We start from the raw sequence: 23,831 nt of genomic DNA, 5'->3' as shown, positions 1-23,831 counted from the left end.
CCAACTTTAATTTTTAACATAACCTCCAATATGGGAAAAAGAGAATAACAATGAAACGCAGACACCTCTGGGTATTAAATCCGTGCCTGTTAGCTATGCTCGCGCCCGCAGCATGGGCAGAAGATCAAATGGTGGTTTCTGCCAGCCGCTCACACCGCAGCGTGGCCGAAATGGCACAAACCACCTGGGTGATTGAAGGTCAGGAACTCGAACAACAAGTTCAAGCTGGCAAGGAAATCAAAGATATTTTGGCGCAATTGATTCCTGGCATGGATGTTAGCAGTCAGGGCCGGACCAACTACGGCATGAATATGCGTGGCCGCTCAATGATGGTGATGATCGATGGCGTGCGCCTGAACTCTTCACGCAGCGACAGCCGTCAGCTTGACTCCATAGATCCGTTTAATATTGGGCATATAGAAGTTATCTCCGGTGCCACTTCGCTTTACGGTGGGGGTAGCACTGGCGGCTTGATCAATATTGTGACCAAAAAAGGTCAGGCAGAAAAACAGGTCGAACTACAAGTTGGCGGCAAAACCGGTTTTAACAGCCATAACGATCACGATGAGAATATCGGGGCTGCGGTGAGCGGCGGGAATGAGCAAGCATTCGGTCGTTTTTCTGTTTCCTATCAACGTTATGGCGGCTGGTATGACGGTAAAGGCGATGAGGTGTTGATCGATAATACCCAGACCGGCCTGCAATATTCCGGTCGCCTTGATGTGATGGGCACAGGTACCTTCAACATTGATGACCATCAGCAATTGCAGTTAACCACCCAGTATTTCAACAGCGAATCCGATGGCAAACACGGATTATATCTGGGGGAAAACTTCTCGGCAGTGACGGGTACCGGCCAGGCATCTAACAGCGGCAATCTGAACTCAGATCGTATTCCGGGCACTGAGCGCCATCTCATCAACCTGCAATACTCCAATACCGACTTCTGGGGTCAGGATTTGGTGGCACAGGTGTTTTACCGTGATGAATCATTGACCTTTTATCCGTTCCCAACCCTGAACAAAGCAGGTACTGCGGTAACCAGTATTGGTGCATCACAGCAGAAAACCGACTTTTACGGCGGTAAACTGACGCTAAACAGTAAACCCATCGACAGCCTCACGCTGACTTATGGTGTCGACGCGGAGCATGAAAGCTTCAACGCCAACCAGCAGTTCTTCAATCTGGCACTGGCACAGCAGTCTGGCGGGATGACCTTACAAAATGCCTACAATGTTGGCCGTTACCCAAGTTACACCACCACCAATCTCGCGCCGTTCCTGCAAACCAGCTATGACATCAACCCCATCTTTACCCTGAGTGGTGGCGTGCGTTATCAATACACCGAGAACAAGGTCGATGATTTCGTCGGCTATGCGCAACAACAAGCTATTGCTAACGGCAGCGCGACCTCCGCAGATGCAGTGCCAGGCGGGAAAACGGATTACAACAACGTCCTGTTCAATGCCGGTTTGCTGGCGCATCTGGCACAAAACCAGCAGACGTGGTTCAACTTCTCTCAAGGGTTTGAGATCCCCGATCTGGCGAAATATTACGGCTCCGGGACCTATCAGTTGGTCAACGGCCACTACCAACTGCAAAAAAGCGTCAACGTAAATGACTCCAAGCTGGAGGGTATTAAGGTTAATGCTTATGAATTGGGCTGGCGCTATACGGGTGATAACCTGCGCACTCAAATCGCCGGTTACTACTCACTGTCTGACCAAACTATTGCCATCAACAAAACAGACATGACCATCAGTGTGTTGCCGGACAAACGCCGGATCTACGGGGTTGAAGGCGCAGCGGATTATTTCTTCGAAGACAGCGAATGGAGTACCGGAGCAACATTTAACCTGATTAAATCTGAGACCAAAACTGACGGCAAGTGGCAGAAACTCACTGTTGATACCGCCAGTCCGTCAAAAGCCACCGCTTATGTTGGTTGGGCTCCGGGTGATTGGAACCTGCGGGTACAATCCCAGCAGACCTTCGATGTGTCAGACAGTAAAGGCCGTAAACTTGATGGTTATAACACGATTGATTTCCTGAGCAGCTACACCTTGCCAGTGGGTAAAATCAGCTTCAGCATCGAAAACCTGCTGGATAAAGAGTACACCACCGTTTGGGGCCAGCGCGCACCAATTCTGTATAGCCCCACCTACGGAGCACCTGATCTCTATACCTATAAAGGACGTGGCCGTACCTTTGGTGTGAACTACTCTGTGTTGTTCTAATCACGGGATAAAAACGGGCGTAAATATATAGTTACGCCCGTTTTTCACCTTAACGATAATAGACCGCGATATGCTGATCTTGTACTTTTTCGATACGGATTTTTATATCGAAAATCTCTTCAAGAATATCGGGCTGCATAATCTCTGCGGGTGCCCCTCGATAAATAACCTCACCATTCTTCATCGCAATAATGTGGTCAGAATACGCAGAAGCAAAATTGATATCGTGGATAACGAGAATAATGGTTTTGTGCAATTCATCTGCGGCACGCCGCAATTGTTTCATCATCGCAACGCAATGTTTCATATCTAAATTATTTAATGGCTCATCCAGCAGGATATATTTTGTATCCTGACAAAGCACCATTGCTACATAGGCGCGTTGCCGTTGCCCCCCCGAAAGCTCATCAAGATAGCGATCCTTCAGCGGCACCAGATTAAGAAACTCCATCGCAGCATCAATATACTGACGGTCATTTTCGTTGAGCCGCCCTTTTGAATAGGGATAGCGCCCGAAGCCAACCAAATCTGCTACAGTCAGGCGGCTGGTGAAGTGATTTTCCTGACGTAAGACTGACAAAATAGTCGCCAGTTTATCGCCAGAGGTTTTCGCCACATCCAAACCATTAAACAGCACACTACCAATATCAGGCGCCAGCAATCGGCTCATAATCGACAATAACGTAGATTTGCCAGCACCGTTTGGTCCAATGATTGAAGTAACACCACCAGAAGGAATGCTCTCATTTATATTATTGAGAACCGCTGTATCCTGGTATTTTTTATTAATGTCATTAATTTCAATCATACCGGAGCCTTTTTTATTAAAAGATAAATAAACAGCGCACCACCGACAAACTCAATAACCACCGATAATGTCCCAGACATATTCAGTAAGCGCTCCAAAATCAATTGCCCACCAACCAATGTAATGGTTCCCAGCAGAAAAACACCGGGTAGCAAATATTGATGGCGGAATGAACCAACAATTGGATAAGCCAAATTAGCGATAAGCAAACCTAAAAATGTCAGCGGCCCCACCAGTGCTGTAGAGATGGCGACCAACAGCGAGACCAGCAGCAAAATAGTGGTTATCTTTTTCTGATAGGCAACGCCGAGATTAATTGCGGTATTTCGACCAAGGGCGATAATATCGAGACAATGGCGCATGCGCCAAACAATAAGGCCCACAATCACAACTATCCCCGTAGAAACGGCAATAATCTCTGCTGGCGCTCGGGTAAAGGTGGCAAACACCCTCCCCTGCAATATGGCAAACTCCCCCGGCGAAAGAAGACGTTGCATCAGGCTCGATAGACTGCGGAACAACGTGCCACAAACCAAGCCAACCAGCAGCACCTTATGCAGATTGATCCCCACACCGGTCAGTAACCAACGGTAAAGAAACACCGAGAACAATAACAGCAGTGCCGACTCACAGAGAAATTTCCCCGTAATACCTAGCACTCTGAAACCATTGGCATCAACAAAAAACACCAACATGGTCTGGATGAGAATAAACAGTGCTTCTAATCCCATCACTGATGGCGTCAAAATACGGTTATTGGTTACTGTTTGGAATAAGACAGTAGCAACTCCCGCAGCAAAGGCCACCAACAGCATGGTGGCTAGAATAAGACCGCGATGCACCAGAATATACTGGATGTTGCTTCCCAGATTAATTGTCATGAAGATGACAATCGCAGCGACTGCAATAATGCTCAACAGTAACAACCGCTTTGCCGGTATGCTTAATGCCCGATTTGCGCCCTGAAGCCAATTCCCTTTTGATGAATACTCATTAACCTGCATGGCGTTTTGTCCTAACAATTAATAATAGGAAAACCAGTGCACCAATCGCGCCCAGAATAACGCTGGCAGGGATTTCAAATGGGTAGCTAATTAATCGACCAATAATATCGCATAACACGACCAGACCACCGCCACAAAGACTCACCCAAGGTATGGTTCGGCGCAGGTTATCTCCCATCGCCATACTGACAATATTGGGTACAATCAAACCGAGAAAAGGAAGCACGCCAATCACGACCACAACCACGCCGCTGATGATGGCTATAATAGACATTCCCGTCAGCATAACGCGTTGATAATTTAGCCCAACATTGACCGAGAAATCCCGCCCCATGCCTGCCACGGTAAAACGATCAGCGATTAGGCAGGCAATCAGCGTTAAGGCTCCCACTATCCACAACAACTCATAGCGACCCTGCAAGACACCCGAGAAATCACCAGACTCCCAACTGCCCAACGATTGCAGGAGATCAAACTCCATCGCCACAAAGGTTGTTACTGCACTAAATACCGCCCCCAGCATAATGCCGGTCAGCGGCACCATCAGCGCTGATTTCATCCGCATTCGCGCCAACAACATCATAAAAAGTGCCGTCCCCCCCATCGCGAATACCGTAGCCACCAACATTTTCACCATCACCGGAGCTGATGGACTGAAAACCATGACCAACAATAAACCAAGGCTGGCGGACTGGGTCGTACCCGCAATAGAAGGTTCGACAAAACGGTTCTGCGTCAGCATCTGCATGATGAGGCCAGCAACACTCATGGCGCTGCCAGCAAGGACTAATGCCAACGTTCGTGGCACCCGGCTAAGTATAAAGATGTCGCGCATATCGGGATCCGACCAGACATCGGCAAAAGTGACATGGCCGGCACCGATAAACAGGCTACAGATCATCAGGCCCAGTAAAATAACCAGGCCAACTAGAAAGCTAAGATTCTTCATCAGTGAGAATTACTGCGCTGGCGCTGATTTATCCAACACAGCACTGACCTTATCCATCAGTTTTGTATAACTCTGTACGCCACCGGCAATATAGAGCGAGGAAGAGTCGAGATAGATAACCTGATCATTCTGCCATGCTTTGGTTTTATGGATCAGTGGGTTATCAAGAATCTGTTGTGCCGATTGGCCTTCAGTACGCCCAATGGCATTGTCTCTATCCAGTACAAACAACCACTCAGGATTAGCATTGAGAATGAATTCAGAGGTCACTACATTCCCATGACTACCCGTTTGTTCGAAAGTGGCCGCAGGGGTGAAACCTAACTCATCAAACACAAAACCGAAACGGGAACCCGGCGTGTAGGCCGACATTTTCCCGCCGCTGACCATCACTACCATGGCTGATCCGGCATTAGCTGATTTTTGCTTTATCTCGTTTATCTGAGATGAGAATTTGCCCAGCAGTGCCTTCGCTTCTTCTTCTTTACCAAAGATAGAGGCCAGTTGCTCAGTACGCTGAGTCAGACTCTGGGTAAAGTGCTTGGTATCGACATCAAGTGCGATAGTCGGTGCGATAGCGCTAAGTTTGTCATAAGCATCATGAGCACGGCCACCGGCAATGATCAGGTCAGGTTTAGCCTGACTTAACGCCTCGTAATCGGGTTCGAATAATGTGCCAGCATTCAGGTATTCAGTGCCGCTGTATTTGGATAAAAATGCGGGTAGATGAGTACTGGTTTGCGGGACACCTGCCACCTTAATGTTCAGGGCATCGGCAGTATCGAGCACGGATGGGTTCAGTATGATGACTTTTTGCGGGTTTAGTGGAACCTGAGTGGTTCCTTGCGCATGCTCAATACTGATTTTGGCTGATTCTTCTGGCGCGGCAGATGAATCATCACACCCTGTCATCGCAACAGTTGCGGCCAGTAATGACGAAAATAAAGCTAGACGTAATTGCATTTTCTCTCCTGAAAAGTGGGGATGTAAATATCCTTGAGTGCTAACGCTAACGCTAATGATTTGCATTACTAATGTCGGAATGATACCCATCTATGCATACGATGAACAGGTTCCGTCATCAAGCTTCTGATAAATTGACAGGATTAATAGATCGCTTAGATACATTTGGCAGGATTAATACACAGAAGAAAAAATCGTAAGATATTGTATTTGCTTAATATAGTTACCAAATTAAATATGTTTATCATGACCTGATTATATTATGGAGAAATTATGAATTTTCTACGCCAATGCCACCAGTTCTCTTGCCCAAGGTAGATAGAGCTGCTCATCCGCCTATTCTTATCAGCACTAAAAATGGGCGAATGTCAGGCTTATAGGTCTATATTCAACGCGCAACAGCCTCTATTATCGATACGTAACTGCCGGTATTTATGATGCGGTTTAGTTTCAGATCGGCTCCGGCGAGTATCACTTTCAGCTCAGCTTCGGGGCGTTCTCTCCCACCGTCAAAGCTCCCCATCAAGAGCAGATCTATATTTTTCCCGAAGTGAGGGATATTACCTTCAGGAATAATGGTATCCATAATGAGGACTTTTCCATTAGGAAGCATGGCCTTACGACAATTATGGAGTATTAGTGTTGTCTTTTCATCCGGCCAGTCATGAGTGATATATTTTAATAAGTAAAAATCTGCCGGAGGACATGATTCGAAGAAACTGCCAGGCTGGAGCCTCCATCTTGAGTCATCCCCCAGTTCACCAAGACGATGTCTTTCCAGCACCGGAGCTTGATCGAACAAAATACCGTGCAGTGTCGTATTAGCCTGTAATACTTTTAGCAGCAATCCGCCTAACCCTCCCGCAATATCAACAACGGTGGCATGGTCTGGGAAATGATAGCTACGTACCAGAGCCAGGTTTTCCACCGCCGACATCCCGGTGTGAAAATCATATTCAGGAGAGCGAGTCTGTGGTTGCCACCAGTATTCGAAGAACGACACACCATACAGTTGTTTAAAAGCAGAGTGGCCGCAAACGCTTTCAACGATATTCCCCTGCGGGCCCCAAAATGTCTCATCGGTTAACATCAGTACAGCAGAACGAAGCGAATGCGAGGTCGCTGCACACAAAAACTTAGCCGCTGCCCGCAGTGATGAGTTGAAAAAGATGGAAAAGCTGACAGAGGTAATCATTATAGATTAAAATTTTTTCTCTATTTATCGCGTAAAAACTAATGTTCACATGCGATTATCTGGCAGATTGAGTCATCTCACCCAATAATAATCTCTGTAGGAATATGATGGCAAAGATTGTTATGGTGATGTTTATAAATGGTTATCTTATGTTTCGCTTAGTATACTTATTGGCATGTTATTCATAATTCTGGTGTGAGCAATATGTCGACTTATGCTGTGCGTAGTGTCATTTGGGTTGGGATATACCTTTTTTTTATTCTGGCCCCTCTGTTGGCATTATTAACCGGTACATTACCCCCAGCTCGAGATTTCTGGACGGAGTTTTCGATTGCCCTTGGTTATGCCGGATTGGCAATAATGGGGCTACAATTTGGTCTGACTGCCCGTTTTCGTTATGTCACCGAACCTTGGGGTGAGGATATTATCTATCACTTCCACCGCCGAATCTCTTTGATTGCAGTCGGGCTGGTTATCGCACATCCCTTAATCCTGTTTGTTGTTCGTCCAGAGTTATTGGCACTACTAAACTCCTTCGACGCGCCGTGGCGAGCCCGTTTTGCCGCCCTATCAACCTATGCATTAATTGCTTTGGTTATTACCGCATTGTGGCGAGTTCAACTAAAAATACGCTATGAAATCTGGCATTTATCTCACATTATTCTGGCCGTAGTGGCGGTTGTTGCCGGGGTCATGCATATGGTTGGCTGGGGGTTTTACCTCGACGACCCATTAAAAAGAGCACTTTGGGTTGGCCTGATTCTATTTTGGTTTGGTTTGCTACTGTATGTGCGGATAGTCAAACCGCTGTTTATATTGCGACGCCCCTATCGCGTGGTAGCAGTACGGCAGGAACGGGGTGATACCGCCACCTTAGTAATGATGCCCGATGGCCATGACGGTTTTCGTTTCACTCCCGGACAGTTCGGTTGGTTAACCATTTGGGGTAGCCCGTTTAACATTACCGCCCATCCGTTCTCTTTTTCATCCAGCGCACAGGTGAGTGACGGGCGCGTGGAAATGTCGATCCGCAATCTGGGGGATTTTACCTCTAACATACCTAAAGTCCCCATCGGGCAACGGGTCTATTTGGATGGTCCCTATGGAGCATTCACATTAGGAAATCCGGCAGACATGCATGTTCTGGTCGCCGGTGGTGTTGGGATAACGCCAATGATGAGTATGTTGCGAACACTGGCTGATCGCGGTGACCAACGGCCAGCCCTGCTACTTTATGGCAGCAAAGATTGGGAATCGATCACCTTTCGTGAAGAGTTAGAAGCATTAAAATCACGGCTTAATTTGGTCGTGGTTCATGTGTTGTCGAACCCCGCGCCAGACTGGACAGGGGAAAAAGGATTCATTGATGCCGAGGTGTTCAAACGGCACTTGCCCCCTCCCTATGCCAGTCACGAGTATTTTATATGTGGCCCCAATGTCATGATGGATGCTATCGAGTCTGCACTGAATGAAATCGGTGTTCCTATGTCGAAGTATCATTCAGAACGCTACAGTTTTGCCTGAGGAGTTTACCGATGCGACGTCTATTTGCTGAACGTTTAGTGATTGCCACGGCTGTGGTTGTGATTATGGTGGCGCTGCTATTTGCCTGGCTGCGGGTGGCTGGGTAACAGCATAAAAGCGGTCAAGAGAGCGCACGCCACCAGATGGCAAACCGCACCTTGGCCGCACTGTATTGTTACCAAAACCCACAACTGACGTCATTGGCAGCAAAAATTGCTATAATGGGGCATGTTTAGTGTCGATATCGTCTTGCAAGTCCCCTTTATCTGGGGAATGACCTTACATCTACCCCTAACTCACCCGCGTGTAGATGTCGGTCGCCCTGCACCACAAGGTAACCCTGTTAAAACACTGCAACATCCATCAACGGGCCGTTTTATCGTCAAATGGCCGTAACCTCAAACTGTACAGACTTAAATAGGATCTAACTTACACAGAGCCAGGCCCACCCGCCTTTTCAGGTGTGTTCAACCGTCGTTGAGGCAGTTCAACGATATGGGTCTTGCCACAACTGAGATTAACTATGCTGACTCTGCTTCATCTGCTTTCTTCTGTCGCCCTGCTGGTGTGGGGAACACACATTGTTCGCACCGGTATCATGCGTGTTTATGGTGCCGATCTGCGCCGGGTTCTGAGCGCCAGTATTCAGAAAAAACCCACGGCTTTTATCGCCGGTATTGGTGTCACGGCGCTAGTACAGAGCAGTAATGCTACCGCGTTACTGGTTATCTCATTTGTATCGCAGGGGCTTATCTCCTTGTCGCCGGCCTTAGTAATTATGTTAGGGGCAGATGTCGGGACGGCGCTGATGGCGCGGGTGCTGACATTTGATCTCTCCTGGCTCTCACCGTTGCTAATCCTGGGTGGGGTTATTGTTTTCCTCGGTCAGCGCAAAAGTCGGATTGGTCAGATGGGGCGGGTAGGCATCGGTCTCGGGTTGATTATTCTGGCACTGCAACTGATTGTCACTGCCGCCGGGCCGATTACGCAAGCAACCGCCGTGCAAGCCATTTTTTCATCTCTGACCGGTGATACCATTCTGGCATTATTGATTGGCGCACTGTTCGCCATGATCAGTTATTCCAGTCTGGCCGCAGTATTGCTGACCGCCACACTGGCCGCTACCGGTTTAGTTCCACTAAATATCGCTCTCTGTATTGTGATTGGCTCTAATCTGGGCAGTGGTTTGCTGGCACTGATCAGCAGCCGTGGGCAGAATGCCATCTCCCGACAAGTGGTGCTGGGCAGCCTACTGTTTAAAGTGATCGGCTGTATTTTAGTCCTCCCTTGGGTCAATATGTTAGGGCAATGGCTCATTAGCCGTAATTTGCCCGCCGCCGAAGTCGTCATTTACTTCCACGTATTCTATAACCTGCTGCGCTGCTTGTTGATGCTGCCATTTGTTGGAGTGATGACTCGTATCTGTAGCCGATTAGTCAGCGATGACCAAACTACCCTACAACCCTCGGCCCCGCGCTACCTTGATATTACCGCCATCGATACTCCTTCGTTAGCCTTAGCAAACGCAGTGCGGGAAACCCTGCGAATGGGTGATGTGCTGGAGCAGATGCTCGTGCGGTTTAAAGAAGTACTGGAGGGGAATAAACAGCAAAAGCATGAAGTCAGTTTGTTGGAAGATGAAGTCGACATGCTGTATAGCGCCATTAAACTCTATTTAGCGCAAATACAGCAGGATGAGTTGGGTGAGATTGATTCCCGTCGTTGGGCTGAAATTATTGATACGGCGGTTAATCTGCAACAAGCCGGCGATATTATTGGCCGCATGACTGCTGATGTGGCAGCCAAGTCACTCAATGCTCGTAAGCCATTTTCGGCCGAGGGGTTTGAAGAGTTAAATACCCTGCACACCCGTCTGGTAGCCAATCTGGATTTAGGAATGTCGGTGTTTTTATCCCGCGATATCAATAACGCCAAACGCCTACGTCGTGCCAAGCATCGTTTCCGTTTATTAAATCGCCGCTATTCTCACTCTCACGTTGAACGCCTGCATCAACAAAATGTGCAGAGTATTGAAACCAGCAGTCTGCACATGGGGCTATTAGGTGATATGAAACGTTTGAATTCACTGTTCTGCTCAACCGCATACCATGTGTTAGAAGTGCAGGAAGAGGCATTAGATTAAGGTAATAGCGGGGTTTACATTGAGGAAGGGGGCTATATACCCCCTCCCCTGATAAGCTATTTAGCGGCAAACAAGCAGATAGTTCGGGTTAACTCATACGATTTTACAAAGGAGCTAATTGGCAAAAATTCAAACGGTGAATGGAAGTTATGGGCTCCGGTGAAATAGTTTGGTGTCAATAACCCCTGAGTCGATAACGCTGCACCATCGGTGCCGCCACGCATTGGGATCACCTTAGGTTCAATATCCAACGCGGCCATGGCAGAGAAAATCAAATCAATCGCCTGGGTATCTTCACCTATCGAGTTGCTGATATTGCTGTAAACGTCGGTGACTGAATGGCTGATTTTCGCTCGTGGATACTTCGCTGCAATCTGTGTAACCACCTCACCAATTCGCTGTTTGCGTGCCTCGAATAACGCATTATCAAAATCGCGAATCGCAATCTTCAGTTTGGCGTGATTGGGGTTGGCAACCACATCAGTAAACCAGACATACCCTTCCCGCCCTTCAGTATGTTCCGGTGTTTCCTGTGGGTCGAACTGACTGATAATGTCATAAGCTACGCGGATAGGGTTGATCAGCACATTTTTGGCAGACATAGGATGAGCCGTTACCCCAACAATATCAATTTCGGCTGAGGCGGCGTTAAAGTTCTCAAATACCACCTCCCCCAGTTCGCAACAATCAATCGTGTAGGCGAAATCAACATCAAACCGTGCCAGATCCAACGCTTTGGCACCGCGCAAACCAATCTCCTCATCCGGCACAAATGCCACCACGATATCCCCATGGCAATCATCGGCACTCAGGTTCTCCAACAGCGTCATCACCACCGTGACCGCCGCTTTATTATCCGCCCCCAACACGCTGGTGCCATCACCAAAAATAATTTCTTCATCTTGGTAACGAAGGATTTCCGGGTGCTCTGATGTGCGCAGATAGATACCCTGTTCAGGATTCAGGCAGAGATCACTGCCGGTAAAGCGCAACCGCTGCGGGTGGATATCAGGCGATAAACCAACATCAACGGTATCAATGTGTGTAATGAAACCAATTCGTGGTGCGGCGGGTTGGTTGCCGGGTTTACGGGCAGTTACCGTCGCATAGGCATCAATGACGATATCTTCCAATCCTAACTGGCGCAGTTCTTCTGCTAACATTTGCGCCATCTTATGCTGCCCGACCGTGCTGGGTAGCGTCATTGACGCGCCATCACTCTGGCTGCTCACCGCCAGATAGCGGAAGAAGCGTTGGGTCAGTTGTTCTGAGAGTGCCATTGTCATTTCTTATTCCTTATAGACTTAATTCATATCATCAGCATTGCAGGTAAACAGGGGATTAACTGCCAGCCGGATAGGTATACCCACTCTGGAATCCTAGCGGGATACCCAACCCCCAGAACAGATATAGCATCAGGGTTAATACAATGGTCAGCCCAAGAGTATAAGGCAACATCATGGCACAAAGCGTCCCAACCCCGGTTTTAGAGCAATACTGACGGCAATACATAATGATCAACGGATAGAAGGCAAACATCGGTGTCGAGATATTCACCGTTGAGCTAACACGGAAACTGGCCTGGGTCAGTTCAGGGGAGATACCGACTGCCATCAACATCGGGACTAATACCGGTGCCAGAATCGACCATTTGGATGAAGCCGATGTGATAATAATATCTAAGGCGCAAGACAGCAGAATCACCCCAAGAATAGTGAAACCGGCTGGCATTGCCAGGGTGCGCAGGAAATCCGCCCCAGAGATTGCCAACAACGTGCCGATATTGGAATGGCTGAATGAATAAAGAAACTGGGCGCAGAAGAAGCTGAACACTAAAAACGAAACCAATGAACGGGTAATATTTTCCATGCTGCTGGTAACGTCTTTGGTGCTTTTGAAGGTACCGGCACTAAAGCCATAAATCAGCCCGGGAATGGCAAACATAAAGAACAACAAGGGTACTATCGCCTGCATAATCGGTGCATCAGGGCGGGTCAGGCTGCCCTCGGGCGAGCGCAATAAGGAATTTTCCGGGTAAAGCGCAGCCGCCAGGCCAATCAGCATCAACAACATGGTCAACCCGGCTTTTTTAAACGCTTTACTCTCTTGAGCTGTCACTTTTTGCAGTTCATCACTGTTGTGGAGCACGCTGAGATCGTCATTTAATGGTATCGACTTAACCAGACGTGGCTCAACAATTTTCTCGGTAATAAACCAACACACCAAAATCACCGCAAAGGTACTGCCAAAGCTCAGGAAATAGTTACACAACACATTGACGTTATAACTCGGGTCAATTATATGTGCCGCACCTTGGGTGAAGCCCTGCATGATCGGATCGATAATCGATGGCGTGTAACTGGCAGAAAATCCGCCGGCCAAACCCGCGAAAGCGGCGGCGATGCCCGCCAACGGATGGCGACCACTGGCATAGAACATCATGGCAGACACTGGCATCAAAATAACATACGCCGAGTCAGATGCGACGTGACTCACCACCCCGATAAATATTACTGCGGGTGTCAAAATTCGTTGTGGCGTGACGTTAAGCATCTTTTTCAGCATCACCTGAATAAAGCCACTGCCCTCAGCAACCCCGATCCCTAACGTCGCCACAATAGTGATAGCCAGTGGTGGGAAGTTGATAAAATTTTTGACCATAGTGGTAATAAAGGTCACCAACTCAACGGGTGCCAACATATTAGTCACTTTAATCTGATCACCCGTCAGAGGGTGGTAATAGTCGAAATTGATAAATGACAATGCAAAGGAGAGCGCCCAGCACACACCCAATGCATAAATAAATAACATAGTGATATCTGGCATCGCATTACCGATACGCTCGATGGTATTCAGTATTCCGGTCTGCCGGTTTTCCTGCGGTTCTATAGCTGACATATCCTGTCCTTTCCCTGTAAAGCGGCCGAGGCCAAAACGGACAAGAAATACGCGTGACTTCCTGTCGCGAGAGAGTGATTGCGGGGTGTGGGAGAAAACAAAGCCAATATCTAACGGGGTGAAAAACTGATAAACCCTGTCAATACAAAACCAATAGATCAAACTAACTTAATGAATAATATAATATTTTTATGTTCAATTTTTTATAACAAAAATCTTAAAGCGTCAATTTAATTTCATTACACATTTAATTTAATGCAATATTAAATACCATAATTTAAATAATGATATTAATTTAGCATCGTACAATACAGGAAACTCAGCTTAATAAGCTGCCAACAAAATAAATTCAAAATATAAAACCAAAAGAATCAACTACAGCTACCACTGTCATTGATATTTTTCAGTACAGCTTTAACCATAAAAAACGGCACATACCTGATGATATGTGCCGTTAATGGCTTATAACGGCTGGTTTCAGTTAGAAATTATATTTAACCCCTAACGTGATACTGCTGTCGCTGTAGCCATTATTACCCACTTGCTGGCCGACATTACCCCACAGATTCAGCTTGTTATTGATCTGGCCTTCGACACCCAATTTCAACTCAGCAATATTGGCTGCACCCGCTTGCTTCACGGTTATACCATCGAGGGTGGTGCCAAAATCTTTGGTGTTATGGACCCAATTGGCCTCAACATATGGCTTAAATGCCGGAACGTTGGCTTTTTCAGCGGTAGGTATTGGGCTGATAAAGGCCTTTACACCCAAGCGGGTTTGAATGTTGTTATTCCCCTCGCCGGAGACTACTGTGCCATTGGTTTCTGTATGAGAATCGGCTTTCACTCCCATCCACACCACTTGAGCTTTTGGCTGAATAAAGTAATTTTGGTTAACGCTCTGGCCCACTTTGAAGGCATAGCCACTCTCGACCGCAGCAGTGAACCCTTTCGAGTCATATTTCTCGGTGGTGAGATCTTGTCCATCAACCTGATTATTAAACCAACTGTATTGCAGCCAGGTGTCAACATAAGCACCGGTATTATCCTGACTATCAGCAAACCATGTGCCATATACCCCCACACTGTAGCCATCTACCGAACCGTTGGACCGATAACCGGTTTCCTGTGCCACAGAAGAGCTGCTGCTATTGGCATAACCCGCCATAACCCCGACGCGCCACAGATCTTGTGTGTTGCGGCTCCATTGCGCCACATCACCCCCCAACTGCATCACATATCGGTTATCTTGCGTTTTCAATTCGCCACTGTCATCACGGGAACGGTTATGGCTGCCTTCATTGCGTAACCACAGGCTGGTCGTTTTCTCTTCACCCGTAAAGACATCGGTATACACTGTTTCACCGGAGCGATCAGCCAAACTGGTTACAAACATTGAGTTGGCCGCGGCCAGGTTCGCGGTATAACTTGCCGGTTCAGGGCGGCGCTCATCTGCTTGAGTGCGCAGATACCAGTCACCATCGGTCGGCGAGCTAACACCACCTTGATACAAGAAGTACTCATAGGCACCCGCCACAGCACGACCATTCAGGGTAAACTGCCCGGCAGAATCGCCACCGACATCAATGATTTTGATGCCCTCAGAGGTCCGCGCACCATTACCACCAATATTGTTCACGGTGACAAAACTTTGCCCTGCGGTATTGCCAGTAATCAACAGCCGATCGGTTACTGATGAATCACCGGCCAGAATAGTATTGAAGACCACAGTGCCGTTATCGCCGGTATAATTGCCATCAATAATGAAGGTCCCGAAATCGCCGCCGGTTAAGGCATTTGGCATAATCAGGTTGCCACGGTTTTCCACATTCCCTGTCACCTGGCCGTATCCACCTAATGAGCCGGTGTTAGTAATCAACACGTCACTGACCAGATTGACGACATTGGATGCCAGTGTGGCCACCAATGTACGGGCCAATGGTGACTCATTCACCGTCAGGGTCGAGGTGGCTGTTGAACTGCCCAGTTGCAGCAAACCGTTTTCAATCGTCGTCAAACTGGCACTGACTGTACCACTATCAATTTTTACCGTGCCGCTGCCACGTTTAACCAATGTACCGCTACCGCTGATCGCGTTGGATAAATTCCAGACTGACGCCGTATCCAAGATTAGCTCACCGTTGTTTGCAACACTGCTGCTCCCCAGATTGCCTGCATTATTGGCGGTCAACACCGTCCCTGCGTCAGTGGTAAATAAGCCCGAATAGCCACTATTGTCTGCGGCCAGTTGGACATTGGCACTGTTGGAAAGTTGGACGTTGCCGCTACCCGCCAACGCGTTCAGCAACTCCCCGCTGGTATTATCCAGATTAAGCAGGCCGTTATTGTTAATCGCTCCCGAGCCTAGCCCTTGGACCTGATACAGATGTGCTGTCGCGCCACTGGCAATGTCAGTGCTGCCAGTAAAACCACTATTAGCTTGAGTGATACTCAGTAAACCGCCGGCCAGATCCAGCTCACCAACGCCCGTCAATACGCCATCAACCTGCCCGCCATTAGTGACGGTTAACTTGCCGCTATTGAAGTCCAATGTACTGCCGGTTTCAGTGGCTAACTGACCCACCGTCTGCTGAGTCCCGTTGAGATCCACATTCGTCGCCGTGCTCATCGCCAGCAGAGAAGTTTGCCCCAGTGCTGAATCCGCAGCCAGACGGACATTGCCTGCACGCACCCATGTCGCGCCGGTATAGCTGTTGGTCGAATTCGATAACGATGCAATGCTGCCGTCATTAGCGGAAACAAAGGCCAGGTCGCCACTGCCCGTCACCTGAGCGGAGAGATCATTAGCCTGTGTACCATTGTTTGCCAAGGTTGCCGTTAATATCAGCGCGTCATTACCTGTGCTCTGCAACTCCAACGCCTTCAGCCCATAATTGACGTACAACCCATCAAAACCGGTCCCGGTGGTCATGCCGTAATTAAACGAACCCAGTGCCGCCGGTGAGAGTGCACTAGGGTTAGAAATAGACTGATAAACGGTCGCACTTAACGGGTCACCAAGTGCATCAGATAACGTCAGCTCATGCCCGGTTCCGGTCGCAGCGCCGGAGGCCAAGGTCACAATGATCTCCCCTTCATCCAGTTGCATCACCGACAAACCGCCAAGATCTGGTGTGACATTCACTGGTAAATTAACCCGAACCTCACCGCCACCGGTGGTATCGATATTATTCGCCGTGAGGGTTCCTAAGGAGCTGATGATACCTGAGTTATCCACCAGATTATTAAACAGCAACGTACCGCCATTGAGCGCCAGCCCACCGATATTCTGTACACCGTCGGCCACGGAGGCCAGACTGCCGCTGGATAATTTCAGTGTGGAATTCGTCAACGCTGTTGTATTCAAACCATCGATATTGAAAATGGTATTTTGCAAATTCACAATGCCACTGAATGCGCCGCCCACTGAAGAGCCGAAATCAAATGCCGTGCTGGCATCATTCTTCGCCACATTCAGTGTGCCGCTGCCGGTCAGTACATGGTCAAACAGCGCGATATCAGCCAGATTCAAGGTGGCATCCGTGATATCCACCGTGACCGCATTGTCCACACTGTTGGTGTTATTCAGGGTCACATCACTGCTGTCGGTGACCTGCAAGATACCGCTGCCGGTGACCGTATTACCAAAGATGCCGTTAAAGCCGCTCAGCGCCAGAATATCCTGTGCGCCCGCCAGGGCCACAGAGGAAGCAGCCCCCAAATTATTGGTTGAGGCCACCGTCAATTTACTGCTGTCCGCCAGCGCATACTGACCGAGGAAGCCACTGTTATTGCCGGTCAGCGACACATTCGCACCATTGTTGATATCAACAGTTGAATCCGCCACGCCGCTGAGGGCGTTGGCAACCGCGCCGCTAAGACCGTTCAGCACCAGATTGGAGGTGGCGGTATCCAGATTCACAGTAGCGGTTGAAGCACCGAGATTACTGGCTTGACCGGCGCTCAACGTACCGGCAGCACCGATATGGTGTGCGCCGCTAAAGCTGTTAGTGCCGGTCAGGGTCACCGCAGCGTTGGTATTGATGTCGCCCGTGCCGCTCAGCACATTGGCCAGTGCCGCATTGGCCCCGTTCAGGTTTAAATCACCCAGCACATTAATGGCACTGCTGCCCAGTGTACCGGCCCCGTTCAGGGTTGCCGACGCGCCCGACGCAATCAGGGTCTGGCCGCTTAAGCCGCTGTTAGCACCACTGACTGCCAAGTCACCGCCGTTGATGTTCAGAGTACCCGCACCAGTCAAACCGCCGGTCGCGGTTGATACTCCGCCCGCCGCCAGATTCAGTGTCCCGCCAGTGATATCAAGGATACTGCTGTTGGACAGCACGCCGCTGTTCAGCACCCCACCCGTGCCCAACGTTACCGTACCAGCATTGGTCAGTGCGCCGACAGTCTGGCTGTGACCATTGATATTAGTATTAGTACCCGCCGCGGTTGTTAATCCAGAGGTCTGTCCCAGCGCATTATCGCTGCCCAGATTCAAGATACCGCCATTCACCAATGTGCTACCGGTGTAATCGTTCGTGGCATTGTTCAGCGTCATTTCGCTGTTATCCGCGCCAATAGCTAAATTACCCGTACCAGTCACTTTCGCCAGCAAGGTGTGATCAGCATTCACCGCGCCCTGTGACGTCAGCGTCAAACTTTGGCCGGAAAGTAACGTCAACTGAGTCAGACTTGACGTCACACTTAAGCCACCGCCATTGCCCGATAATCCGTAGTTATAAAGTGCCTCAGCAACTATATTGCTCCCCTGAGTAATATCTTCAGTTGTGCCATTACCCAGGCTATTACCCAAACTGTCTTGTAATGTCAGGAGCGCCAACTCAGGTGTAGAGAGCGTATTATTACTGCTGATTAATTGGGCTGAACTGCCAGTGTCCTGATCAAGTAAATTCCCGCCAGTGGTGAGAGCCGGATCAACTTGGATGGTACTGCTATTCGTCACCGCCAACGTGTCAGTGACGATTAAGCTGCCAGAGCCAAATACTGTCGTCGCACCATTTAGGGTAAAGTTACCCAGTATCTGATTGCCACTGCCTACGGTCATCAACGTACCGCCAGAGGCCACAAACAACGCATTGCCCAATGTGCTGGTATTATCGCCACTCAGGGCAAAAACAGTGTTTTCAATATCAATCGTACCGGCGAATGCCGTGCCAGTATTAACACCAAAATTGAAAATGTTATTGGCAGTATCAATGTTCAGCGTGCCAGTGCCGGTCAGTGCATGGTCAAACAGCGCGATATCAGCCAGATTCAAGGTGGCATCCGTGATATCCACCGTGACCGCATTGTCCACACTGTTGGTGTTATTCAGGGTCACATCACTGCTGTCGGTGACCTGCAAGATACCGCTGCCGGTGACCGTATTACCAAAGATGCCGTTAAAGCCGCTCAGCGCCAGAATATCCTGTGCGCCCGCCAGGGCCACAGAGGAAGCAGCCCCCAGATTATTGGTTGAGGCCACCGTCAATTTACTGCTGTCCGCCAGCGCATACTGACCGAGGAAGCCACTGTTATTGCCGGTCAGCGACACATTCGCACCATTGTTGATATCAACAGTCGAATCCGCCACGCCGCTGAGAGCATTGGCAACCGCGCCGCTAAGGCCGTTCAGCACCAGATGGGAAGTGGCGGTATCCAGATTCACAGTAGCCGTCGAGGCTCCCAGATTACCGGCCTGCGTTACCGTTAATGCCCCTGTGGCACCGATATGGTGTGCGCCGCTAAAGCTGTTAGTGCCGGTCAGGGTCACCGCAGCGTTGGTATTGATGTCGCCCGTGCCGCTCAGCACATTGGCCAGTGCCGCATTGGCCCCGTTCAGGTTTAAATCACCCAGCACATTAATGGCACTGCTGCCCAGTGTACCGGCCCCGTTCAGGGTTGCCGACGCGCCCGACGCAATCAGGGTCTGGCCGCTTAAGCCGCTGTTAGCACCACTGACCGCCAAGTCACCGCCGTTGATGTTCAGAGTACCCGCACCAGTCAAACCGCCGGTCGCGGTTGATACTCCGCCCGCCGCCAGATTCAGTGTCCCGCCAGTGATATCAAGGATACTGCTGTTGGACAGCACGCCGCTGTTCAGCACCCCACCCGTGCCCAACGTTACCGTACCAGCATTGGTCAGTGCGCCGACAGTCTGGCTGTGACCATTGATATTAGTATTAGTACCCGCCGCGGTTGTTAATCCAGAGGTCTGTCCCAGCGCATTATCGCTGCCCAGATTCAAGATACCGCAATTCACCAATGTGCTACCGGTGTAATCGTTCGTGGCATTGTTCAGCGTCATTTCGCTGTTATCCGCGCCAATAGCTAAATTACCGCTACCAGTCAGTTGAGCAGTCAGCAGTTTATTGGTATCCAATGCGCCCTGTGACGTCAGCGTTAATGTCTGCCCGGAGATTATTGCCAACCGAGTCAGCACAGAGGTTATGCTCAAGCCGCTACCGACGCCGGATAAGGTATAGTTATAAAGGGCTTGTGCTACCGTATTCGCCCCCTGAATAACACTCATTGAAGTATCAGGACCTAAACTCGCACCCGACAAATCCATGAGTGTCAGTCGCGCCAAATCTGTTGCTGATAGGGTATTGCTACTGTCAATTAATTTGACTGAGCTGCCAGTGTCTTGATCGAGTATGTTTCCGGCGGTACTCATGGCCGGATCGACTCTGATATTGCTGTCGTTTGTCACCGCCAACGTGTCGGCAGTAATTAAACTGCCATTAGAAAATGCAGAGGTACCGCCGTTGAGAATAAAATTACCTATCGCCTGATTGCTATTATCCACCGCAACCAGAGCCCCTGCAGACGCAATAAAGGAGGCATTGCTCAATGCGGCTGTATTATCACCACTCAGGGTGAAAACAGTGTTTTTCATATCAATCGTACCGGCGAATCCCGTGCCTGTATTAGCACCAAAATTGAAGGTGTTATTCGCGGTATCAATATTTAATAAACCGGTTCCCAACAGGGAGTTGTTATACGTAGCCACACCATTCAAATTCAGTGTGCCATCCAGTGAAAGGTTACTCGTCCCCAACTGATTGCTGTTGCTGACTGTTAGAGTACCGCTCTGATTCACTTGCCAATCGCCAGCAAAAGTACTGGCCTGGCTCAACGAAACATTAGCACCGTTATCAACAATGGCTAAACCATCCCCGCCGGCAACATGGCCTAATGAGGCGTTCAGTGTGCTATTGAATGTGCTGCCAAAAAGTAACTCGCTACTCGCGCTGATATTAATTGCCCCGCTACCGACGTTATCGTCAGAATTCAGGGTAATTTGGCTATCGATAAGATTGATATTAGTAAAGCCCTGTAACGACGTACCACTCGCCAGAGAATCAAATGAGTTATTGAAGTTCAGGGTATTTGAGCCACTACCGGCATTTAGAGCACCTAAATAAGTGCTCCCCAGCGTCATATTATTAAGAGTAAAAGTATCGTCGCCTGTGCCTGTTGTAATGGAGGATACCTGTGCGCCATTCTCGATAGTGACATTGTTATTCCCGTCACCCAGATTAATCGCACCATTACTTTGCGATGTGCTACCAAGAGCTAATGTATCGCTGCCGGAACCTGTGGTTAATGATCCATTCAATATCGAGTTATTATTGATTATATTTGCCGCTGTTCCGGCAAATGTCACCGCACCATTAATCGTCCCGTTATTATTCAATGTCTTTGCAGTGGTGCCTGCGAAATTAATCGCCGTTGCACCCGTTGCATTGATCAGGGTATTCGCACCAATAGTGGTCGCCGTTACTGCACCATCGGCTACTTGCAGCCCGGTGCCAGCACTGTCGGTCACATTAATGTCCAAATACGCATTACTGAGATCGACCCCACCAACAGAATTTATCCCGGTCCCCGCACCTGTCACATTAATAATATTATTGCCATTAACACTGTTGGCAAATGTCAGACCGGCCAGGCTATTTAGCGCAGTGCCCGTCACCGTGTTGAAGATGATATGGTTTAATGCCAGATTAACACCCGCCGCCTTTGAGAAAGCGGCACCGGTACCATTCAGATTAAGAATCAAGTCAGTCAAAACATGGCTATTGCTAGTGCCAGCAAAAGTTAAAGCATTCGCCGCACCCGTCGTGGTAATCGCCCCACCGACCATATTTAGCAACGCATTGGTTAGAACATTAATACCTGTTCCAGCACTGGCACTCACTGTGCCACCAGTATTATCAATATTGATTGTTTGTGCCGTGGCAGCTGAAACTGCAATCCCCGCCGTGGTGCTAGTAATCGAACCACTGTTGGTCAAACTAGCCGTGCCACTGCCATTATGGGTAAGGACTATCCCGGCAGTAGTACTGTTGATCGTGCCCGCGTTAGTGACATTAACCGTCCCACTACCGGTATCAGTGACACTGATACCGGTTGCTTTTCTGATAGTACCCTCAGCCTCATTACGAACGACCACATTGCCCGATGAGGCAGCACTGATATTAATCCCAGTACCCGCGGTGGTATTTTGCGTGCCATCAGAGATGGTCGCCGCTGAACGGATATAAATATTCCCCGTCCCTGCAAGGGTTTTGCTGGCAATAATCCCATCATTGGCCGCTCCGGCAGCAACAACAAGATTTGAACCCGCGGCCAGATTGTAGATAACATCATTAGGCGAGGCCGGACCATTGTAAATATATGAAGTTGTTGTCGTACTGGGGGCATTACTGATGACATCACCCGCCAAGTTATTCATGTTAATCACTGCACCGGAACCAAATAATCCGGTAACCGGATTATAAGAACCTATCTGTACACCATAGTTAGCCACCCCTAACGGGTTTTGGCTATCGATAGTCAGGGTTAATTTGGCACCATCATCAATCATATAGTTATACGAGGCCACGCCAACACCAACAACACCGGGTCCATTAGTGAGCCGCGTGCCCGTAATATTAACATCGGCACCATTGGCAAAATGAAGCACGCTATTCGCTGCTGTATCATTACTCCAGAATACCGCCGGATAATCAGGGCTTGTTATCCCTGTTAAGTTGAAATGTCCCGTAAATGTAATATTACTGCCTAAAACTGATTGTCTATAAGTGCCAAAATTTAAGGTAATAGGCTGGGTAATATTGCCGAATATCACTCTACCGATCTTATTGGGTGCGACCGCAGCGCTATCAACACCCATCGCAACCAGTTTTCCATTGGGTACTGACTTGATGTTATCCAAAGTGACGTCTAACCGAGTCGTGTCGTCTTGTACATACACCAGTCGGGAAACTATGCCGCTTGTGATCGCAAGCGTTGACGTAATGTCGCCAAAGTTGACGAGTTGGAACGTTGCATTTTGCGAACTCCAGGCGGCATTGTTTGTGGTTCCTGCCGCCATGAGGAAAGCATAGTTCGCGTAGTTTAAGTTATAGCCACCACCATCAATCACCAGATTTTGCCGGGCATTTGCGGCTTGGTTTACTGTGATCCCCCCAGCATATGCGGTTGCAAGATTGATATCTGCTGTCAATAGGATCGTGGTGGCAGTACTTCCCGCCCCCGCACTACTTAATGCAGCGACTAAACCTGCCGCGGTTGATACCGTCACGCAGTTTGTGCCCATAGCAGCACAATCGCCGACACTGATAGCAAAAGCAGGTTGAATACCAAACACCCCCATCACGGCGGCGGCTACAATAGCTATTTTAGGAGAAAGATGTTTACCTGATTTTTCAAGTAAAGGTGTGGCTGTGGAGCCTCGCTGGGTAGTTTTTGATTTTTGTTTTCCCTTGGCAAACTCACCGACCGCAACCCATATACTCAAGGATATATTCCAAATAACTTTAAAAATTGCGTTCATATATATCCTTAAAAGATTAAAATCTTATTGAAAGTGTATTGATGGCATCGCACCTTACAAATCAGACGAAAGAGGAAAACGTCATAAACTAATGATTCAATAAGTAAGCGATTTTCGTTTAGAGGAGAGAGAGTCCCAGGCTATCAGTCGGCGAACACACCCAAGGTGCTTCGTTTTAAATCCAGCCATCTAAAGACTAAAATAAAGTTAACATCCAACATACCTTATCTATATGTCTTTATTTATACGTATATTTAAAAAAT

The 23,831-nt window shown here is 48.7% G+C and carries 12 protein-coding genes; 4 read left to right on the top strand and 8 right to left on the bottom strand.

The genetic code is table 11. The features are described 5' to 3' along the window. Window positions 1-50: 50 nt before the first annotated feature. Window positions 51-2,237 carry a TonB-dependent siderophore receptor gene (locus V1955_RS02995; RefSeq protein ID WP_420073623.1) on the top strand — a complete coding sequence of 729 codons (2,187 nt, stop codon included), beginning with the start codon at window positions 51-53 and terminating at the stop codon, window positions 2,235-2,237. A gap of 49 nt (window positions 2,238-2,286) precedes the next feature. Here the strand turns inward: V1955_RS02995 and V1955_RS02990 are convergent, their stop codons facing one another. The 5 genes from V1955_RS02990 to V1955_RS02970 all read right to left on the bottom strand — a co-directional run bounded on the left by V1955_RS02990 (window position 2,287) and on the right by V1955_RS02970 (window position 7,156). After that, window positions 2,287-3,045, bottom strand: coding sequence for an iron ABC transporter ATP-binding protein (locus tag V1955_RS02990; RefSeq protein WP_083162527.1), 759 nt, complete (start codon window positions 3,043-3,045; stop codon window positions 2,287-2,289). Beyond that, the gene (locus V1955_RS02985; RefSeq protein ID WP_083162525.1) at window positions 3,042-4,049 is read right to left on the bottom strand and encodes an iron chelate uptake ABC transporter family permease subunit; all 1,008 of its coding nucleotides are present in this window, start codon (window positions 4,047-4,049) and stop codon (window positions 3,042-3,044) included. The genes V1955_RS02990 and V1955_RS02985 overlap by 4 nt, the downstream gene beginning before the upstream one ends. Continuing rightward, on the bottom strand, window positions 4,039-4,998 hold the full coding sequence (locus V1955_RS02980) for an ABC transporter permease (RefSeq protein WP_083162523.1): 960 nt from the start codon (window positions 4,996-4,998) through the stop codon (window positions 4,039-4,041). The genes V1955_RS02985 and V1955_RS02980 overlap by 11 nt, the downstream gene beginning before the upstream one ends. A 9-nt stretch (window positions 4,999-5,007) precedes the next feature. Then, complete coding sequence (locus V1955_RS02975; protein ID WP_083162521.1) at window positions 5,008-5,961, bottom strand: siderophore ABC transporter substrate-binding protein; 954 nt, start codon at window positions 5,959-5,961, stop codon at window positions 5,008-5,010. Between the two features lie 388 nt (window positions 5,962-6,349). Continuing rightward, complete coding sequence (locus tag V1955_RS02970; RefSeq protein ID WP_442820501.1) at window positions 6,350-7,156, bottom strand: methyltransferase; 807 nt, start codon at window positions 7,154-7,156, stop codon at window positions 6,350-6,352. Window positions 7,157-7,360: 204 nt separating this feature from the next. Here V1955_RS02970 and V1955_RS02965 point away from each other — a divergent pair, with 204 nt between their 5' ends. From V1955_RS02965 to V1955_RS02955, 3 genes are all read left to right on the top strand, one after another. Continuing rightward, a complete protein-coding gene (locus V1955_RS02965) occupies window positions 7,361-8,680 on the top strand; it encodes a ferredoxin reductase family protein (RefSeq protein ID WP_083162517.1) in 1,320 nt (439 codons plus the stop codon). 228 nt (window positions 8,681-8,908) lie between these two features. Beyond that, on the top strand, window positions 8,909-9,076 hold the full coding sequence (locus V1955_RS02960; RefSeq protein WP_193784775.1) for a hypothetical protein: 168 nt from the start codon (window positions 8,909-8,911) through the stop codon (window positions 9,074-9,076). A 127-nt stretch (window positions 9,077-9,203) separates the two neighbouring features. After that, window positions 9,204-10,823, top strand: coding sequence for a Na/Pi cotransporter family protein (locus tag V1955_RS02955; RefSeq protein ID WP_083162515.1), 1,620 nt, complete (start codon window positions 9,204-9,206; stop codon window positions 10,821-10,823). A gap of 56 nt (window positions 10,824-10,879) precedes the next feature. Here V1955_RS02955 and pepT read toward each other — a convergent pair whose 3' ends face one another. The 3 genes from pepT to V1955_RS02940 form a co-directional block, all read right to left on the bottom strand. Next, window positions 10,880-12,109 (bottom strand): peptidase T, encoded by a 1,230-nt coding sequence (pepT, locus tag V1955_RS02950; RefSeq protein ID WP_083162513.1) that lies wholly within the window; start codon window positions 12,107-12,109, stop codon window positions 10,880-10,882. Between the two features lie 55 nt (window positions 12,110-12,164). Then, complete coding sequence (locus V1955_RS02945; RefSeq protein WP_442820500.1) at window positions 12,165-13,721, bottom strand: AbgT family transporter; 1,557 nt, start codon at window positions 13,719-13,721, stop codon at window positions 12,165-12,167. 481 nt (window positions 13,722-14,202) lie between these two features. Next, window positions 14,203-23,568 (bottom strand): autotransporter outer membrane beta-barrel domain-containing protein, encoded by a 9,366-nt coding sequence (locus V1955_RS02940; RefSeq protein ID WP_442820499.1) that lies wholly within the window; start codon window positions 23,566-23,568, stop codon window positions 14,203-14,205. Window positions 23,569-23,831: the final 263 nt, after the last annotated feature.

Origin of the sequence: Yersinia sp. 2545 StPb PI, from assembly GCF_052217125.1 — a bacterium.
Lineage (GTDB): Bacteria > Pseudomonadota > Gammaproteobacteria > Enterobacterales > Enterobacteriaceae > Yersinia > Yersinia enterocolitica_E.
Note: the sequence above shows the minus strand (reverse complement) of the source record. Positions and strands in the feature narration are given on the sequence as shown.

What these genes read in the sequence shown, in the direction of transcription:
- V1955_RS02995 (WP_420073623.1), top strand. Translation starts at nt 51, where the DNA reads ATGAAACGCAGACACCTCTGGGTATTAAATCCGTGCCTGTTAGCTATG.
- V1955_RS02990 (WP_083162527.1), bottom strand. Translation starts at nt 3,045, where the DNA reads ATGATTGAAATTAATGACATTAATAAAAAATACCAGGATACAGCGGTT.
- V1955_RS02985 (WP_083162525.1), bottom strand. Translation starts at nt 4,049, where the DNA reads ATGCAGGTTAATGAGTATTCATCAAAAGGGAATTGGCTTCAGGGCGCA.
- V1955_RS02980 (WP_083162523.1), bottom strand. Translation starts at nt 4,998, where the DNA reads ATGAAGAATCTTAGCTTTCTAGTTGGCCTGGTTATTTTACTGGGCCTG.
- V1955_RS02975 (WP_083162521.1), bottom strand. Translation starts at nt 5,961, where the DNA reads ATGCAATTACGTCTAGCTTTATTTTCGTCATTACTGGCCGCAACTGTT.
- V1955_RS02970 (WP_442820501.1), bottom strand. Translation starts at nt 7,156, where the DNA reads ATGATTACCTCTGTCAGCTTTTCCATCTTTTTCAACTCATCACTGCGG.
- V1955_RS02965 (WP_083162517.1), top strand. Translation starts at nt 7,361, where the DNA reads ATGTCGACTTATGCTGTGCGTAGTGTCATTTGGGTTGGGATATACCTT.
- V1955_RS02960 (WP_193784775.1), top strand. Translation starts at nt 8,909, where the DNA reads ATGTTTAGTGTCGATATCGTCTTGCAAGTCCCCTTTATCTGGGGAATG.
- V1955_RS02955 (WP_083162515.1), top strand. Translation starts at nt 9,204, where the DNA reads ATGCTGACTCTGCTTCATCTGCTTTCTTCTGTCGCCCTGCTGGTGTGG.
- pepT (WP_083162513.1), bottom strand. Translation starts at nt 12,109, where the DNA reads ATGACAATGGCACTCTCAGAACAACTGACCCAACGCTTCTTCCGCTAT.
- V1955_RS02945 (WP_442820500.1), bottom strand. Translation starts at nt 13,721, where the DNA reads ATGTCAGCTATAGAACCGCAGGAAAACCGGCAGACCGGAATACTGAAT.
- V1955_RS02940 (WP_442820499.1), bottom strand. Translation starts at nt 23,568, where the DNA reads ATGAACGCAATTTTTAAAGTTATTTGGAATATATCCTTGAGTATATGG.